The 18,046-nt window shown below is 45.4% G+C and carries 13 protein-coding genes; 9 read left to right on the top strand and 4 right to left on the bottom strand.

What is annotated here, in order from left to right; translation table 11 throughout:
* The first annotated feature begins 157 nt into the window (after positions 1 to 157).
* The 5 genes from rlmD (at position 158) to eno (ending at position 7,943) form a co-directional block, all read left to right on the top strand.
* Positions 158 to 1,480, top strand: coding sequence for a 23S rRNA (uracil(1939)-C(5))-methyltransferase RlmD (gene rlmD, locus PL85_RS02065; protein WP_115339286.1), 1,323 nt, complete (start codon positions 158 to 160; stop codon positions 1,478 to 1,480).
* A gap of 63 nt (positions 1,481 to 1,543) precedes the next feature.
* Positions 1,544 to 3,766 (top strand): GTP diphosphokinase, encoded by a 2,223-nt coding sequence (gene relA, locus PL85_RS02060; protein WP_115339285.1) that lies wholly within the window; start codon positions 1,544 to 1,546, stop codon positions 3,764 to 3,766.
* Positions 3,767 to 3,900: 134 nt separating this feature from the next.
* Positions 3,901 to 4,698 carry a nucleoside triphosphate pyrophosphohydrolase gene (gene mazG / locus PL85_RS02055; RefSeq protein WP_088732852.1) on the top strand — a complete coding sequence of 266 codons (798 nt, stop codon included), beginning with the start codon at positions 3,901 to 3,903 and terminating at the stop codon, positions 4,696 to 4,698.
* Positions 4,699 to 4,921: 223 nt separating this feature from the next.
* Positions 4,922 to 6,562: a CTP synthase gene (locus PL85_RS02050; RefSeq protein WP_013856040.1), complete on the top strand. Its 1,641-nt coding sequence runs from the start codon at positions 4,922 to 4,924 to the stop codon at positions 6,560 to 6,562.
* Between the two features lie 79 nt (positions 6,563 to 6,641).
* Positions 6,642 to 7,943 (top strand): phosphopyruvate hydratase, encoded by a 1,302-nt coding sequence (gene eno / locus PL85_RS02045; RefSeq protein ID WP_013856041.1) that lies wholly within the window; start codon positions 6,642 to 6,644, stop codon positions 7,941 to 7,943.
* Between the two features lie 116 nt (positions 7,944 to 8,059).
* Here eno and PL85_RS02040 read toward each other — a convergent pair whose 3' ends face one another.
* Positions 8,060 to 9,271: a multifunctional CCA addition/repair protein gene (locus tag PL85_RS02040; RefSeq protein WP_064625887.1), complete on the bottom strand. Its 1,212-nt coding sequence runs from the start codon at positions 9,269 to 9,271 to the stop codon at positions 8,060 to 8,062.
* A gap of 88 nt (positions 9,272 to 9,359) precedes the next feature.
* On the opposite strand from PL85_RS02040, the gene PL85_RS02035 reads away from it, so the two are divergent.
* Entirely contained in the window at positions 9,360 to 10,958 is a 1,599-nt protein-coding gene (locus PL85_RS02035; RefSeq protein WP_115339284.1) for an ExeA family protein, read from the top strand.
* On the top strand, positions 10,958 to 11,725 hold the full coding sequence (locus tag PL85_RS02030) for a general secretion pathway protein GspB (RefSeq protein ID WP_115339283.1): 768 nt from the start codon (positions 10,958 to 10,960) through the stop codon (positions 11,723 to 11,725). Before PL85_RS02035 ends, PL85_RS02030 begins: the two co-directional genes overlap by 1 nt.
* A gap of 62 nt (positions 11,726 to 11,787) precedes the next feature.
* Here the strand turns inward: PL85_RS02030 and PL85_RS02025 are convergent, their stop codons facing one another.
* The 3 genes from PL85_RS02025 to PL85_RS02015 form a co-directional block, all read right to left on the bottom strand.
* Positions 11,788 to 12,396, bottom strand: a complete 609-nt coding sequence (locus PL85_RS02025; RefSeq protein ID WP_026029138.1) for a TIGR04211 family SH3 domain-containing protein — start codon at positions 12,394 to 12,396, stop codon at positions 11,788 to 11,790.
* A gap of 158 nt (positions 12,397 to 12,554) precedes the next feature.
* On the bottom strand, positions 12,555 to 13,814 hold the full coding sequence (locus PL85_RS02020; protein ID WP_026027278.1) for an inorganic phosphate transporter: 1,260 nt from the start codon (positions 13,812 to 13,814) through the stop codon (positions 12,555 to 12,557).
* A gap of 144 nt (positions 13,815 to 13,958) precedes the next feature.
* Positions 13,959 to 14,639 carry a TIGR00153 family protein gene (locus tag PL85_RS02015; RefSeq protein ID WP_013856047.1) on the bottom strand — a complete coding sequence of 227 codons (681 nt, stop codon included), beginning with the start codon at positions 14,637 to 14,639 and terminating at the stop codon, positions 13,959 to 13,961.
* A gap of 204 nt (positions 14,640 to 14,843) precedes the next feature.
* On the opposite strand from PL85_RS02015, the gene PL85_RS02010 reads away from it, so the two are divergent.
* Both PL85_RS02010 and PL85_RS02005 read left to right on the top strand, forming a co-directional pair.
* Positions 14,844 to 16,367, top strand: coding sequence for a CYTH and CHAD domain-containing protein (locus tag PL85_RS02010; RefSeq protein ID WP_029388459.1), 1,524 nt, complete (start codon positions 14,844 to 14,846; stop codon positions 16,365 to 16,367).
* Between the two features lie 380 nt (positions 16,368 to 16,747).
* A complete protein-coding gene (locus PL85_RS02005) occupies positions 16,748 to 18,004 on the top strand; it encodes a methyl-accepting chemotaxis protein (RefSeq protein WP_115339281.1) in 1,257 nt (418 codons plus the stop codon).
* Positions 18,005 to 18,046: the final 42 nt, after the last annotated feature.

Below are 18,046 nucleotides of genomic sequence, written 5' to 3'. Positions count from 1 at the left end.
ATGGGAAAATAGCCCGCAATTTGATGAGCAAGCCTGTACGAAAATCGTTTAATTGACGGCTAGCTTAATCAAGTCGAGTAAGTTCGACAATCATCCCCGCACTAAATAGTGACGCTAGGGCAAAAAACATCGATTTAATTTTACTTAGGCACAGAGCATGGCACGTTTTTTCCAACCGAAAAAGAAAGCGCAATTAGAAACAAAACATCAAACGGTATTGATTGAACGTCTTGATCATCAAGGTTCTGGTATCGCTTATCAACACAATAAACTGCTTTTTGTTGATGGCGCGCTGCCCGGTGAGCAAGTGCTGATGCAGCTAACTGAAAGCAAAAGTAAATACTCTCGCGGTCAGTTGATTAAAGTCTTAACGGCCAGTGAACAACGCGTGACGCCATTTTGTCGCCATTACGGTCAATGTGGTGGTTGCGATCTGCAGCATTTAGAGCACAGTGCGCAGGTGGCGCACAAAGAGCAAACACTCTCGCAATTGATGAGTAAATTCGCCGGACAAACGTTGGCATTGAGCCCCGCAATAAGTTGCGCCGATAAAGGCTATCGCCGCCGCGCCCGCATCAGCGTGTTGTGGGACAAAAAGCAGCAACAGCTGCAATTTGGTTTTCGCAAAAAGCAGAGCAAGCAAATCGTTAACGTGACGGACTGCCCAGTGCTAGAACCACAACTCAACACGCTACTTACACCTATCCAAGCGCTGTTAACGCAATTTAAATCTCAGCAAGCGATTGGCCATGTTGAATTGGTGCTGGGTGATCAAGGCGCGGTGATGGTGTTACGCCATCTTCAGCCGCTGCCAAGTGAAGATCACGCGGCGCTGCTGGCGTTTGCTCAGCAGCATCATCTCACTTTGTATGTGATGCCAGAAAGCGATCAGCTCGAACGTCTTCACGGAGAGATGGCAAGCTACTGTGAAACCGGATCAGTTATCGAATTTTTGCCCTCCAACTTTATTCAAGTCAATCGTCAAGTAAACCAAAAAATGGTGGCTCAAGCATTGGAATGGTTAGCCTTGACTGAGGATGACCGAGTGTTGGACCTATTTTGTGGCGTAGGGAACTTTAGTTTGCCGATGGCCCAATACGCTCAATCGATAGTGGGCATTGAAGGTGTGGATGAGATGGTTGAGCAAGCGACACAAAACGCGCAGCGCAATCAAATCGACAATATCACGTTCTACCAAGCAAATTTGGAACAAGATATGTCAACGCAAGCGTGGGCAAAGCAAAAATTTGCTAAAGTATTACTCGACCCAGCGCGAGCAGGAGCGGCAGGCATTGTCGACCAATTGGCTAAGCTCGGCGCTCAGCGCGTGGTGTACGTTTCTTGTAACCCGGCAACACTGGCAAGAGACAGTCAAAGTTTACTCAGCCAAGGTTATAAGTTGGTAAAACTTGGCATGTTGGATATGTTTCCACACACCAGTCATTTAGAATCGATGGCGCTATTTGTAAAAAGTCGGTAGACAGAGAACTAACTCAGTCGAAGTTAGTCGAATACCACAAACTATAAAACTAGGACGAATCAGATGGTTGCGGTACGAAGCGCACACTTGAATCCAGACGAACAGTTTGAGCTAGATAAATGGATTGCGAGTTTACATCAAGATAAAAGCACAGCTTCTAAACTGACGGACGTATATCGTCAGTGTGAAACGTTATTAGAAGGTCATGCCAAAGGACCGCTACTACTGTGGCGCGGCCGTGAAATGATCGAAATCCTGATTACCTTATCGATGGATCGCGCCACTTTAGTCGCGGCTCAGCTCTTTCCTATCGTCAATAGTGGGCTTTTTGACCGTGAAGTATTAGAAGAGACCTATGGTAAAGGCATAGTGAAGCTGATTGATGGTGTCGAAGAGATGGCGGCACTTGGTCAGTTAAACGTCACCTTGCAAGGCAGTGAAGCTTCAGAGCAGGTGGATAACGTTCGCCGCATGCTGCTTGCGATGGTAGATGATTTTCGTTGCGTGGTGATCAAATTAGCGGAGCGCATTTGTAATTTACGTGAAGTAAAAGATGAACCTGACGAAATTCGCCGTGTAGCGGCTAAAGAGTGCGCCAATATCTATGCCCCTTTAGCAAACCGCTTGGGCATTGGTCAGCTCAAATGGGAAATTGAAGATTACGCATTTCGCTACCAGCAGTCCGATACCTACAAACAAATTGCTAAGCAGCTTTCCGAGCGCCGCATCGTGCGCGAACAATATATTCACGATTTTGTCGAAGATCTGCGCGCCGAGATGAAGCTTTCTCATATCAATGCCGAAGTGAGTGGCCGTCCGAAACACATCTATAGCATCTGGCGCAAAATGCAGAAGAAAGGGTTGGCTTTCGATGAACTGTTTGATGTGCGTGCGGTTCGCATTATTGCTGATCAACTGCAAGACTGTTACGCCGCCTTGGGCGTCGTTCATACCAAATACAAGCACCTGCCTAGCGAATTTGATGATTACGTTGCTAATCCGAAACCGAATGGCTATCAATCCATTCATACGGTGATTTTAGGGCCAGAAGGCAAAACCATCGAAATTCAAATTCGTACTAAGCAGATGCATGAAGAATCTGAACTTGGGGTTGCTGCGCACTGGAAATATAAAGAGGGCGCAACGGTTGCCCGCAGCGGTTACGATGAGAAAATTACTTGGTTGCGTAAGCTTCTTGATTGGCAAGAAGAGATGTCTGATTCGGGTGAGATGATCGATGAGCTGCGTAGCCAGGTGTTTGATGATCGCGTTTACGCCTTTACACCTCGTGGTGATGTGGTTGATTTACCCATGGGAGCCACGCCGCTCGATTTTGCCTACCATATTCACTCTGAAGTAGGGCATCGCTGCATCGGTGCCAAAGTCGCGGGTCGTATTGTTCCATTTACTCATAAATTATCTATGGGTGATCAAGTCGAAATCATCACTCAGAAAGAGCCGAATCCGTCGCGTGATTGGCTAAATCCAGCAACAGGGTTTGTTCATTCAGGCCGTGCGCGCGCCAAGATTAACGCCTGGTTCCGTAAACAAGGCCGCGAGAAAAACCTTGAAGCCGGACGAGAGATCCTCGAGTCAGAATTGGCCAAAATCGGTGCTACGTTAAAAGATGCCGATAAATATGCGCTCAAACGTTTTAACGTCAATACGCCTGACGAGCTGTACGTCGGCATTGGCAGTGGTGATTTGCGAATCAACCAAATTGTTAATCACATCAATGCCTTGGTGAATAAGCCGACCGCTGAGCAAGAAGATCAACAAGCACTGCAAAAATTGCAAGATGCGCAAACTCGTCCAGCTCAGCCACATCGAGCGCACAAAGATGCTGTTGTAGTGGAAGGGGTAGATAACCTCATGACACACCTAGCGCGCTGTTGCCAACCTATCCCGGGTGATGAGATCAAAGGTTACATTACTCAAGGGCGTGGTATTTCAGTCCATCGCAGTGACTGTGAACAGCTAGAAGAGCTGAGCCATCACGCACCTGAACGCATCATTGATACCGTTTGGGGGCGCGGGTTTGTTGGAACCTATATTTTGACTTTGCGCGTTGAAGCGATGGAGCGAGGTGGGTTACTCAAAGACATCACCACCCTGCTTGCGAATGAGAAAGTGAAAGTCATCAGCATGAAAAGTCGTAGCGACTACAAAAGACAGTTGATCATCATGGATTTTGATCTTGAAGTGAGCAACATCGAAGCGTTGTCACGAGTATCAATGCGAGTAGAGCAGATCAAAGATGTCATGTTGGTGAAACGCCTAGGCTAAATTTCATATCACAGTAACACTCTTATTGGCGTGAATCGCAATTAAATCGCGACGCAAGCGCCCCAGGTTTTCAAAGGCGAGTGGCAATGACTGCTCGCTTTTTTATTTTAAATATTGATGTAAGGAGCAGATAAATGAGTCACCCAATCGAACAACTGGAACAGATCATGGCACAGTTGCGTGACCCAAAAACAGGTTGTCCTTGGGATATCAAGCAAACTTTTGACACGGTTGTTCCTTACACAATCGAAGAGACCTATGAAGTGGTGGAAGCGATCCACAACCAAGATTGGCCTAATCTCAAAGAAGAATTAGGTGACTTGCTATTTCAAGTTATTTTTTATAGTCAAATGGCGAAAGAGCAAGGGTTGTTTGATTTCTCGCAAGTTGTTGAAACGGTGAATGAAAAACTTACGCGCCGCCATCCTCATGTTTTTTCGGGTGCCAAGTTTGAGGATGAAGCGCAAATCAATGCCAATTGGGAAGCTGAAAAAGCCAAAGAAAAGGTACAAGCAGGAAAAAAAGATCAAAGTATTCTAGACTCAATACCACACGCTTTTCCGTCGCTTTTACGTGCTACAAAGATTCAAAAAAAGTGTGCCCAATATGGCTTTGATTGGGATTCTATCGGCCCAGTGGTTGATAAAGTCCAAGAAGAGATCGAAGAAGTCATGGAAGAGGCGTTGCAAATTAACCCTGATCCGGTTCGAGTAGAGGATGAAATGGGCGATCTATTATTTGCCACCGTTAACTTTGCTCGGCACTTAAAAATTGATCCAGAAGTGGCGTTAAATAAAGCAAATCGAAAGTTTTCACGTCGATTTAAAGGTATTGAAATGCTGGTGGCACGTCAGCACAAAACCTTGACCGATTTTTCTCTCGAAGAATTGGATGCGATGTGGAATGAAGTGAAGCGCTTGGAGTCGAAGTAATACCCTGTGTTGGCAATCCACAATAAAACCCACCCATTGAGACAAATTTGACTCATTTGAGTGGTGTGATAAGCCATATCAAGCGGTGCTCTTTGATTTGAAGCAAAAAATAAAAAATGACAGTGTGATAGATTTCACGTTGTAGCGAATAAGGGCTTCTGGTATATTTTTATCCCGTCCAGAAGAAATCCATTTCCCTCATTCAACCAATTTCAGGTTAAACATGACGACAAATTACATTTTTGTTACTGGCGGGGTTGTATCCTCTCTAGGTAAAGGTATTGCGGCAGCATCTCTTGCGGCGATTTTAGAAGCTCGTGGTCTTAAAGTGACTATGATGAAGCTTGACCCTTACATCAACGTTGACCCAGGCACAATGAGCCCAACTCAACATGGTGAAGTGTTTGTCACGGAAGATGGCGCTGAAACTGACCTTGACCTTGGTCACTACGAACGTTTTATTCGTACCAAAATGACCAAGCGCAATAACTTTACTGCTGGTCGTGTTTATGCCGATGTATTGCGTAAAGAGCGCCGCGGTGACTACCTAGGTGCAACGATTCAGGTTATTCCACACATCACTAATGCGATTAAAGATCGCGTTATCGCAGGCTCTGAAGGTCACGATGTCGCTATCGTTGAAGTGGGCGGAACCGTTGGTGATATCGAGTCATTGCCATTTATGGAAGCGATTCGTCAGCTTGCGATTGAAGTGGGCCGTGAACACGCGATGTTTATGCACCTGACTTTAGTTCCTTACCTTGCCGCTGCTGGTGAAGTGAAAACCAAACCGACTCAACATTCAGTTAAAGAGCTGCTTTCTATCGGCATTCAGCCTGATATTTTGGTTTGTCGTAGCGATCGCGTTATCCCAGCGAACGAACGTAAGAAAATTGCTTTGTTCTGTAACGTGCCTGAAAAAGCCGTTATCTCGATGAAAGATGTTGATTCTATCTACAAGATCCCTCAACTGATCAAAGCTCAAGGTTTGGATGATATCGTTTGTAACCGTTTTGGTATTAAAGCACCGGAAGCGGATCTTTCTGAATGGGAACAAGTGATTTACGAAGAGGCTAACCCAACCGCTGAAGTGGTGATCGGGATGGTCGGTAAATACATTGAATTGCCTGATGCTTACAAATCGGTTAACGAAGCACTGAAACACGCAGGTTTGAAAAACCGTTTGAGCGTGAAAATCAAATACATCGATTCTCAAGACGTTGAAACCAAAGGTGCGGAAGTGCTGACTGGTTTGGACGCAATCCTAGTACCTGGCGGTTTTGGTGATCGCGGTATCGAAGGCAAAATTCTTGCTGCGCAATATGCCCGCGAAAATAAAGTTCCTTACCTAGGGATTTGTCTAGGTATGCAAGTGGCGCTGATCGAATACGCACGTAATGTTGCGGGTATGAAAGGTGCGCATTCAACAGAATTTAACAAAGAGACTCAATACCCTGTGGTAGGCTTGATCACCGAATGGGTAGATGACGAAGGTAACGTAGAAGAGCGTACTGAAAAGTCTGATCTTGGTGGTACTATGCGCCTTGGTTCGCAGCTATGCCACTTAGAGAAAGGCACCAAAGCGTATGAGCTTTACGGTAGTGCAACCATTCATGAACGTCATCGTCACCGTTATGAAGTTAATAATAAACTTCGTCCGCAGATCGAAAAAGCCGGCTTGAAAGTATCAGGTCTGTCTGCTGATAAGAAGCTAGTTGAAGTGATTGAGAACCCTGCTCACCCATGGTTTGTAGCAGCTCAGTTCCACCCAGAATTCACGTCAACCCCTCGTGATGGTCACCCACTATTTGCAGGCTTTATTAAAGCGGCAGGTGAGTTCCAACGCGGTGAATCAGAGAAGTAACAAGGATACGGGCAGTTGCAATTGTTGTGCTGCTGCCCTTTATAGTTTTGACATTTAAATTCAACGAGAGGAAACATTAATGTCTAAGATCGTTAAAGTTCTAGGTCGCGAAATCATCGACTCACGTGGTAACCCAACAGTAGAAGCTGAAGTTCACCTAGAAGGCGGTTTCGTAGGTATGGCAGCTGCGCCATCTGGTGCATCTACTGGTTCTCGCGAAGCTCTTGAGCTACGTGACGGTGACAAATCACGTTTCCTAGGTAAAGGTGTTCTTAAAGCGATTGCAGCTGTAAACGGCCCAATTGCTGATGCTCTAGTTGGTAAAGATGCTAAAGATCAAGCAGCTATCGACCAAGTGATGATCGACCTTGATGGTACTGAAAACAAATCTAACTTCGGTGCGAACGCAATCCTAGCGGTTTCTCTAGCGAACGCAAAAGCAGCTGCGGCTGCGAAAGGCATGCCTCTATACGAGCACATTGCTGAGCTAAATGGTACTGCTGGCCAATTCTCTATGCCTCTACCAATGATGAACATCATCAACGGTGGTGAGCACGCAGATAACAACGTAGACATCCAAGAGTTTATGATCCAACCTGTTGGCGCAAAAACTCTTAAAGAAGCAGTACGTATGGGTGCAGAAGTATTCCATAACCTAGCTAAAGTTCTGAAGTCTAAAGGCTACAACACTGCTGTTGGTGACGAAGGTGGTTTCGCTCCTAACCTAAAATCTAATGCTGAAGCGCTAGAAGTTATTGCAGAAGCAGTTGCAGCGGCTGGCTACGTGCTAGGCAAAGACATCACTCTAGCGATGGACTGTGCAGCATCTGAGTTCTTCGACAAAGACGCTGGCATCTACAACATGAAAGGTGAAGGCAAAACGTTCACTTCAGAAGAGTTCAACCACTACCTAGCGGGCCTTGTTGAGCAATTCCCAATCGTTTCTATTGAAGACGGTTTGGACGAGTCTGATTGGACTGGTTTCAAACACCAAACTGAACTTCTAGGCGACAAAATTCAGCTAGTGGGTGACGATCTATTCGTTACTAACACTAAGATCCTTAAAGAAGGTATTGAGAAAGGTATCGTTAACTCAATCCTTATCAAGTTCAACCAAATCGGTTCTCTAACTGAGACTCTAGCTGCAATTAAGATGGCTAAAGACGCAGGTTACACAGCGGTAATCTCTCACCGTTCTGGCGAAACTGAAGATGCAACTATCGCTGATCTAGCAGTAGGTACAGCTGCAGGTCAAATCAAAACGGGTTCTATGAGCCGTTCTGACCGTGTTGCTAAGTACAACCAACTAATCCGTATTGAAGAAGCGCTAGCTGGTCGTGCTCCTTTCAACGGTCTTAAAGAAGTGAAAGGCCAAGCTTAATCCCACGGGGTACAGCTTAGCATCATTACTTTAAAGAACGCCCTGCAATGCAGGGCGTTTTGTTTTTTCTGCTATCGCAACTCGCATTTTGAATTGCGAGTTGAGAAGAGAAAGATTTACACCGCGCTAATCGCTGCGATCCGTCGTTTATCCAGCTCTTCTTTGATCGCTTTCCCTTGAAAACCATCACGGATCACCTGTTGTACATCGACACTCAGTGCCGCTTGATAGGCTTTGAGAAAAATATCGCGTTGCGGATAAGGGGTCTCTTCGCAACCTAATCGACCCGCATGATCGGCCTGACAACAAAGTAAAACGTCCTGCAAGCGCTCAGGCTTGCGCCATGCATCGAGTTTATCGAGTATTTTGAGTTTGGTACTGGGTTTTAATTCTGCCGCTCGATGAATATTGGAGTGCTGCTCGCAGACGAGCAGTGCCAACTCTTTACACTCATTTGGAATACGCACCCGCTCGCACAAGGCTTTAATGATGTTAATTCCTGTGTGACAGTGCATTTTATGGCTGGGCCATTCGCTTTTAGGTGTGACTCCTTTTCCTAAGTCATGCACTTGCGCTGCAAAACGAACCGCTATCGATGAAGAGAGCTTCGCCGCTTGCGCTGCAACCATCAAGGTGTGTACTCCGGTATCAATTTCAGGATGCCATTTTTCCGGTTGAGGAACACCAAACAGGCGATCCAGTTCGGGTAATACCACTTTAAGTGCACCGCATTCATATAAAACAGAAAGAAATATTTCTGGATGCTGAGTTGCCAGTGATTTCTGCCACTCTTGCCATACGCGCTCGGCGGTTAAGTGTTGCAACTCACCTGATTGCGTTATTTGTTTCATCAGTGCCATGGTTTCATCGGCAATGGTAAAATCTAAATGTGCGAATTTGGCCGCAAAACGAGCCACGCGAAGGACGCGTAGTGGATCTTCGATAAAGGCATCAGAAACATGGCGCAGTAGGCGATTGTGCAGATCGCGCTGGCCGCCATAGGGGTCAATAAGCTTACCAGCGTTATCTTGTGCGATGGCGTTAATAGTCAGATCGCGGCGGGCGAGATCTTCTTCCAAAGTCACATCAGGTGCGTAGTAGCAGGCAAAGCCTGTGTAGCCAGCGCCAGTTTTGCGCTCAGTGCGAGCAAGGGCATACTCTTGTTTCGTTTTCGGGTGAAGAAATACGGGAAAATCTTTTCCTACAGGAGTAAAACCAGTGGCCAGCATTTGCTCTGGGCTGCTGCCTACTACAACCCAATCTTTGTCATAGATATCAATATGGAGCAACTGATCGCGTACCGCGCCCCCAACTAAGTATACTTGCACCGGATTACCTTAAATATGCTGAAACGCCATTGGCGATTGATGTTAGTAATGGTACTTTTCATCACAGTGAAATGATAGAGACGAGAGAATGTATAAGGAATTTTTTGGATTTACCGAGCCGCCATTTTCAATTGTACCGAGCTCTCGTTACCTATTTTTGAGCCATCGTCATCGTGAAGCGATGCAACATTTACAAGCAGGGCTGGGTGATGGTGGTGGTTTTGCGCTATTAACTGGCGAAGTGGGGACTGGCAAAACAACCATCGCAAGAGCGATGCTTGCGGCACTCGATGATAGTACTCAGGCGGGGTTTATTTTAAATCCAACTTTTTCGAACATCGAGTTGCTTGAAGCGATTTGTGATGAGTTTGCGCTGTCTTACCCATCTTCAGGGAGTTTAAAGGCGCTTAGCCAAGTAATTTATCATCATTTACTGCATAACCACGCGCAAGGGAAACAGACGCTATTAGTGATAGATGAGGCGCAGCATCTGGCCGCCGATGTACTGGAACAGTTGCGACTACTGACTAACCTTGAAACGGAGAGCCGTAAGTTACTTAAGGTTTTATTGATTGGTCAGCCTGAGTTACAACAAAAATTGCAATTACCTCAATTACGCCAATTTGCGCAACGTATTACCGGTCGTTATCACTTGCTGCCTCTCAATGTTCAAGAGACAGAGCAGTACATCCACTTTCGTTTAGCGTTAGCCGGCGGTCACAAGGATTGGTTTGATCAGAAAAGTATCAAATGGATAGCGAAACAGACCCACGGTATTCCGCGTTTAATTAACTTAGTATGCGATGCGAGTTTCAAGTTAGCCTATCAGCAGGGCGTGAAAGTGCTCTCATTTGAATTAGTGCGTACCGCGGGTCAAGAGGTCATGAATTTTCAGTCTTCGGTCTATCAGTCGCCTCATGCTCGCCTCGTACCGTCTTCAATATCGTATCGCTCTCCTCTCATTGCGGGCTTAATGTTAGCTGTGTTCATTGCGTGGTTTAGCCCGCCATGGATTGATCGCATGATGCGCTTTGCGTTGCCTTCCCCTGAATTACCTAAACCGATCACTCAAGTGGTGATCAGTGCTCAATTGGAACAAGATCTAGAACGCTCGAAGGCATTGGAAGCGGCCATTAGCGATCTTTATAAAGTGTGGGGTTACAGTGCATCTTTGGCCGATAGTTTTTGTGATGCTCAAGCACAAGGACGCTTTCAATGTCAGCGTATGCAGGGTGATTTCAACCAATTAAAGCAGTTAAATTTGCCAGTGGTGCTTACTTTAGCTGCGGAGCAAACACAAGCTTATGCGGTGCTGTACCAGATCAATGCTGAACAGGTGCAATTGTTAATGGCAGGAAAGCATGTGCAAATTAACCAAAGTCAGCTCAGTGACGTATGGACAGGAGAATATCACTACATTTGGCAGCACGATTTACTCCGAACGTTGAAACAGGGCATGCAAGGAGATGATGTTGAACTGCTTGACCAAAAATTGTCTCAGTTACTTGGAGAGCAAGCCACAGGGCATCAACAATTTGATGGTGAGGTAAAGCGCAAAGTAGCTTTTTTCCAACGCTGGCAGAAAATGGACAGCGATGGTATTGCTGGGGCTCGCACTATAAGTCGGCTTGAGCTATTGACTCAACACAACGCACCTCGTCTTCTCATTACTAAGGAGCAAGGATAATGTCGCAAGTGCTTAAAGCATTAGAGCAATCAGAGCTTAGCCACCAGAGCAAAAGCTTGCCTCACTCTTCTCATGTAACAGTGTTTAATCAATCCTTGCCATCTTCATGGTGCTCGAAATCATCACTTACCGCGTTGTTTGCTCCATCGCTGCTTTGTTGCGGTTATCTTGTTTATCATTCATATCAAGCGCGAATCGATGAGCTAGAACAATTGAAGCGCAATGCGACACAAGTTGTGCAACAAGAGGGGGCTTACCAAGTTCTGGAATACCCTGACTTTGGTGAGTTACAAACCAATACACCACGAGTGAAAACTCTTGCAGAGACAAGCTCTACGCCGCCATTTACTCCTTTACATGGTACTCAGTTGACGACTCGTGAGCCGCGAGATAAAAACGCAGATCAGGAGTTTGGCCTTAATGATCTCGACTTAAGTCAATTATCCCCGGAATTGGTACAACGAGTTGAGTTGGCGATTCAAGGCAAAGATCAAGTCGTACTGGTAGGAGACACATCAAAAGATCATCTTCTACTCACAGAACATCTTGATACTTTTTCAGGACGTATCCCAGCGCTGAATTTCCAGACTCACGTTTATTCAAGTCGCACAGATAAACGATGGGTAAAAATTAATGGCGTAGAGCGAAAGGTAGGCGATGATGTGGTGAATGGCGTGCAATTAGTCGAGATCAATCCGCAATCAACCTTGATACGTTTCGATGGTGAATTGATTGAAATCCCAGCTCTTTATGATTGGAAAGGATAAAAAAACGGTCACCTTTCTCTGGTGACCGTTTTTCAAGTGATAGATCCAGTCTGTTAGGGAGATTATGCCCAACCAGAAGGGTGTTTCTTACGGCGTGGGATAATGTGTGGCAAAATTAGTCCAAGTAGCAGACCAATACCCGCTACGCCGCCCCCGTAAGTAAAGTATTTAAGCAGTAGATCCTCTTTCTGAGTATCCAGCTTAGCGCGTAGTTCGCGAATTTCAGTTTGTGAATCAGTGAGCTGCTTGCTGATATCACTGTAGTTTTGTTCTAACTCTGAAATTTGTTGATTGCGAGCCTCTAATGAATTGGCCAATCCGGCTTTTTCACTGTCTGCATTTTGCTTTGCATTGGCCAATTTACTTTTCACTTCGGCCAGCTCACTCTCCAATTTCGGCAAACGCATCGCCATGCTTTCTTGGCGAGTGACAAAACGGCTTTCAACCCAACCCGTGCGGCCTTTCTCATCGGCAATCTGGCTATAACCAGTATCGTTATTAACATCAAGCAGCTTTACTTTGTCTCCTGCATCGATGCTACCGAGAATGCGAAATTGGTTACTTGGACCTGAATGAATATAAGTAAAGAGTTTGTCCGCAATATAGCGGTCTTGCGCAAACGTTGGCGCAGCCAACATGGTCAGTAAAACCATGCAGATCAGTTTTTTCACGATAAGTCCTTTAGCTATCAAATGAGGTATTAAAATGCTTTCGACAAATATTAAGAAGTTTCGTTGATTGGTGCAACAAAGAAGGGAGGCTAAGCCTCCCTTTCTGTGCGTTTGAGTCAATTAATGACATTGCACTTACAATCTATTGACTTATTGTATTAGCCAAATATTGCTTGCAGGGCATAGAAGAAAATGACCGCAAGTAAAGCGCCTGCTGGCAAGGTGACAATCCATGAAGCAACGATATTACGCACCACACCTAGATTCAATGCCGCAATTCCACGAGCAAAACCAACCCCTAATACCGCACCAACAAGTGTTTGTGTGGTTGAGATTGGAAGGCCAGTACCTGATGCCAATACGACCGTTGACGCTGTTGCCAACTGAGCGGCAAAGCCACGGCTTGGCGTCAGTTCAGTGATACCCGTACCGACCGTCGCCATCACTTTGTGACCAAGGGTAGCTAGGCCAACCACAATACCAAAACCACCCAGTGGCAAAATCCACCAAGCAATTGAGCTTTTAGCACTAACAGCACCCAAGCTTTCAACAGTTGAAACCACCGCAGACAGAGGACCAATCGCGTTAGCTACATCATTTGAACCATGCGCAAAAGCCATTGCACACGCAGTGATCACCATCAATACGCTAAAGATGCTCTCAACACCGGAAAACCCATGGTCTTCTTCGCGGTTGGCAAATTTTCTCTTGATGTAGTAGTAACCACCGACCATAACAAGGCCTGATAACGCCGCAGAACATAACCATGCTTCACCGGTGCTCAGGTGTAAGCCTATATGTTTAAGGCCTTTTTTGATGGTAACCAGTGCGATCACCATAGTGGTGATGAACATATAAATAGGAACAAAGCGTTTGGCATTCATCAGTGGATTTTCAGTATCGAAAATCAATCGTTGAGCACTGACGAAGATTAAGTAGGCGAACAAACCAGAAATGACTGGGGTGACAATCCAACTGCCTACGATGCCTTTTACTGAGGCCCAATCAACCGCTTCTGGGCCGACAGATATGCAGGCAAATCCGATAATTGCGCCGATGATAGAGTGAGTCGTTGATACAGGCCAACCCATGTATGAAGCCAACAATAACCATGTTCCGGCGGCGAGAAGTGCAGACATCATGCCATAAACAAGAACGTCGGGTTGGTGAGCGAAAAGTGCGGGTTCGATGACGCTGTTACGAATGGTTTCGGTTACTTCACCACCCGCTAAATATGCACCAGCGAATTCAAAAATCATCGCAATGATAATAGCTTGTTTTACGGTTAGCGCTTTTGAGCCTACTGAAGTTCCCATTGCATTAGCAACATCATTTGCACCAATACCAATCGCCATCATGAAGCCAAAAGCGGCTGCAACAAGAATCAGGACAGTGCCGTAGTTCGCAAGGATATCCATCGTAATACCTAGTCTTTTGATAACAAGCGGAGCATAACTGGACTCATTTTCTCGAAGCGAGTCAAAACCATCAGCGGAGAAAATAATCAACGCCTAAGCTGATGGATCAAGTTTTGCTCTTCGTTATTTGGTTAACTTACTGATTTAAGAGCGAGAAAGCATTAGTTCAAGACGAGCGCCAACGCGCTGAGCTTGATCGGCAATGCCGCCCACCCATTCTAGAATTTTGTACAAGAACATTACATCGATCGGATTCATTTTCGACTCAATAGCCATTAATTGTTGGCGGAGTCGAACCTGCATCGCATCGGTGTCATCTTCAATCACATCCAGTTGATTGATCATTTCCGCCACCAGTGTGACTTCACGACCTTTAAATCCTGTTTCCAATAACTCATCGAGCTCATTGATCACTTTTTGCGCTTGATTTGCTGCATCAAGGCAGCGTTTTACGTAGGCAATGAAGTTTTCTTGAAGAGGCTCTGGGATGATCAATTGACGGCCGTAGACACGGCCTGCAATATCTTTTGCAAGGTTGGCCAGTTTATCTTGCTGAGTTAACAGCTCTAGCATGTCAGTACGATCGACAGGCATAAATAAACCGCGTGGTAGTTTAAGACGAATTTCACGCTTGAGTACGTCCGCTTCTTTCTCTAAATGAGAAATTTGGGCTCGAATTTCACCTGCTTTCTCCCAGTCACCCTTTGAACAAACTTCAAAGAAATTGACTAAGTGAGAGCAACATTCATTCACACACACAACGTGGCGCTGCAAAGGCTTTATAGGGGACTTTGCAAATAACCCCATAATTGTATTTACTGGCATGGTCGTTCAACCTAAAAAATATAACCTTAAAATAACATATACCATTCATGGCGAAATGTTGAGCGATGGCTATAAAGGCGCGCATGTTAACCCATTAAATCTCTCATTAAAACTGTTTTAGATCATCATTCCGGTGATATTTGTTACTTGCCCCACTGTGCATTAGGCCATATTCTTTCGCTATCTGCTTTGAAAGGGTTAGTTATGGAAACCGAGATAGAACTGAAGTTTTTTGTTTCACCAGAATTTTCGGAAATTTTGCGCTACAAGATCTCTGAAATCAAAGTACTTCAGCACAGTTGTCGAGCGTTAGGGAACACTTACTTCGATACACCTGACAACTGGTTGCGTCAACACGACACAGGGCTTCGTATTCGTCGCTTTGATGATGTGTATGTTCAAACTGTTAAAACGGCGGGTCGAGTCGTTGCAGGGTTGCACCAAAGACCAGAATACAATGCTGAGCACAACAGCAATGAACCGAACTTGACGCTTCATCCGGAAGATATCTGGCCACAAGGTAAAGATATTACGACCTTACAATCTGAACTGATGCCTCTATTTTCGACCAACTTCACACGCGAGCAGTGGCTGATTGGCATGGCTGATGGCAGCCAAGTTGAAGTGGCTTTTGATCAAGGCTTTGTCGTTGCAGGTGAAAAACAAGAACCTATCTGCGAAGTGGAGCTGGAGTTGAAATCGGGGCAAACGGATGCTTTGTTTACGTTAGCTCGCCAGTTTTGTGAGCACGGTGGTATGCGTCTGGGTAACTTGAGTAAAGCGGCGCGAGGCTATCGTCTTGCGTCTGGTTATCAAGGTGATGAAGTTCACGCCTTAACCTTGGTCAATACAGTCAGTACTGACAGCGTGGAAGAGTGTTTTATTCACTCGCTAGAGCATGCATTATCCCATTGGCATCACCATGAACAGATCTACACCGAGCGCGATTCAATTCCAGCGTTACATGAGATAAGCCACGCCACCAGTTTTTTACGTCAGATCCTGAGCATTTATGGCGGCATTGTGCCACGTCGCGCTAGCGCTATTTTACGTCAGGAATTGAAATGGTTGGAGCAAGAGTTATCGTGGTTAAAAACTCATGACTACCTAACCAATCTGCTTGAAGATAAAGGCCACGCACTGCGTAAACTGGACGCTCGTAAATTTATCATCGCCGAGTTAAAAGAGCAGCAAGAGGCACTACCTAATCGGGAAGAAAACTTAAAGCTGCTCAGTTCGGCGCGGTATACAGGGTTACTGCTTGATCTCAGTCGTTGGATTTTGAGCCGTGGATGGCAACCCTTCTTGGACGATAAAGCCAGAGAAAAAATGGCGCGTAACGTCGGTTCGTTTTCGGTGAAGCAGTTGGATCGCACATGGGCCGAGTTAATGGAAGCTTTTCCTCCTAAAGTTGAGCTAAGCCCTCAAGAGTATGTTGATCAGCAGTATCGTTTAATGCGTAATCTCTACACTGGCATTGGTTTTGCGAGCCTTTATGATATTGAAGAACGCAAAAACTTCCGTCTCCCTTGGGCTGATTTACTGCAAGGAATAGATGATTTATTAATGCTCAAGCCGCTAGAGAATTTGATCGACAAGTTGCAAGAAGACGAACAAGAACAACTCAAGCGATGGCTGATTCGTCAACAAAACTCCATTGTTCATGCGATGGAGCAGACGCGACAAATTGGCATTGAAGCCGAGCCTTATTGGCGTAAAAGTCGCTAATCAACCAGGCTCACAGCCAAAATGAAAAAGAGATACTGCGGTGTCTCTTTTTTATATCTCTGCTCATTTAGTTTCATTAATTTCAATTAATTTGTGGATGAGATCAAATCTCCAACAGGTTGCACAACGAAACGACTACAGTTCAAAAAATCAGGGTCGATAGAAACCTAACAGGTATCATGATTGACAGGGATGAACAACAAGCCTGAGATCACAAATAATGCCATGAGTGAGTGGATCCGCAACAATAAACACATTGGATTTGTCTCATCTTTGATATCATCTTTTTCATACGAAGCTCAAAATAAATAGCTTTTTTCGTTTTTGAGTTTGCTTACTTACCGAAATTTCAACATATAAGACATAGTGGAGAACTGACAATGGCAACAATGGCATTTAAGCCATGGGAACGTTTGATTACCGATATTCGTCTCGTTCCTAAAATGGTTATGCTGATGGTGTTTAGTACAGTATTGATCATCGCAAAGCAGCTTTGGGATGCTCGTACTTTTTACGAATCACTGCTTGCAGCAACTCAGAATACCGAAATCGCTCAGCAACACTATGATGCTTATTTGACTCAAGTAGTATGGCAAACGGCATTCATGATCATCGTTTTTGTTGTGCTTTTACTCGCCGCAGCCAAAGTCATGCTGCGTCAAACACAATATTTAAGTGATTCAATTAAGTTGATGGCAAGTCGTGATCTTTCCACACCGATTAATATGGAATGTAAAGATGAGTACGGCGACGTTGCGCGAGAGCTTGAGAAAACCCGCCGCCAGTTGCAAGACGTCATTAAGATGCAAGTGGATGCCTCACAAGAGCTTTCGTCACTTACTGAAGTCATGACCATCAGCATGTCAGAAACCAAAGATTCGGCTCAAGAAGAGTTTAACGAAATTGACCAATTGGCCACCGCCATGAGTGAAATGACATCCACGGTGCAAACGGTCGCAGAGCATGCACAAAATGCATCAGCACTAACCGAGCAAGCGTCAGGTCAAGCAGAAACTGGTCAGCGTTTTGTCAAAGGCACCATCACTAAGATGAGTGAGCTATCGAAGGATATCGCGGCATCAGCGCAAGCCGTCAACCAAGTTGAAGAACGAGTGGTTGCGATTGGCAGTGTTGTTGGAACCATCCAAAGTATTTCCGAGCAAACCAACCTACTCGCGCTCAATGCTGCCATTGAAGCTGCTCGGGCTGGTGAAGCTGGGCGTGGTTTTGCGGTGGTGGCCGATGAAGTGCGTAACTTAGCGCAGCGTACCCAAAAAGCGACGATTGAGATCCAAGAGATGATTTCTCAATTACAAAATAGTGCCAATTCAGCCGTTGATTTAATGGAAAAAAGTGTAGTTGAAGCGGCTGAAGGAGTTGAGCTAGTTACCAATGCGGGCGCTGAATTAGATGGTATTGTGAATCAAGTGCAACGGATCAATGACATGAATATCCAAATCGCAACGGCCGCTGGGCAGCAAACTAGCGTGGCTCAGGAAATGGACCAAAATCTAACCAATGTAAGGGAGCTCGTTGAAGCCTCAGTAACAGTGGTTGGTGAGTTGCTTGAAACATCAGAGATCATGCAAAGCAACGCCGAAGAGTTAGATCGGAAAATCACGATGTTCAAAGTCTAACTCTGTAGAAATTCGATCCTTCAATCAACGCCCACAATTCTT

It is taken from the genome of Vibrio anguillarum (assembly GCF_001989995.2).
GTDB lineage: Bacteria > Pseudomonadota > Gammaproteobacteria > Enterobacterales > Vibrionaceae > Vibrio > Vibrio anguillarum.
This window is presented reverse-complemented; position numbering and strand designations above follow the sequence as displayed.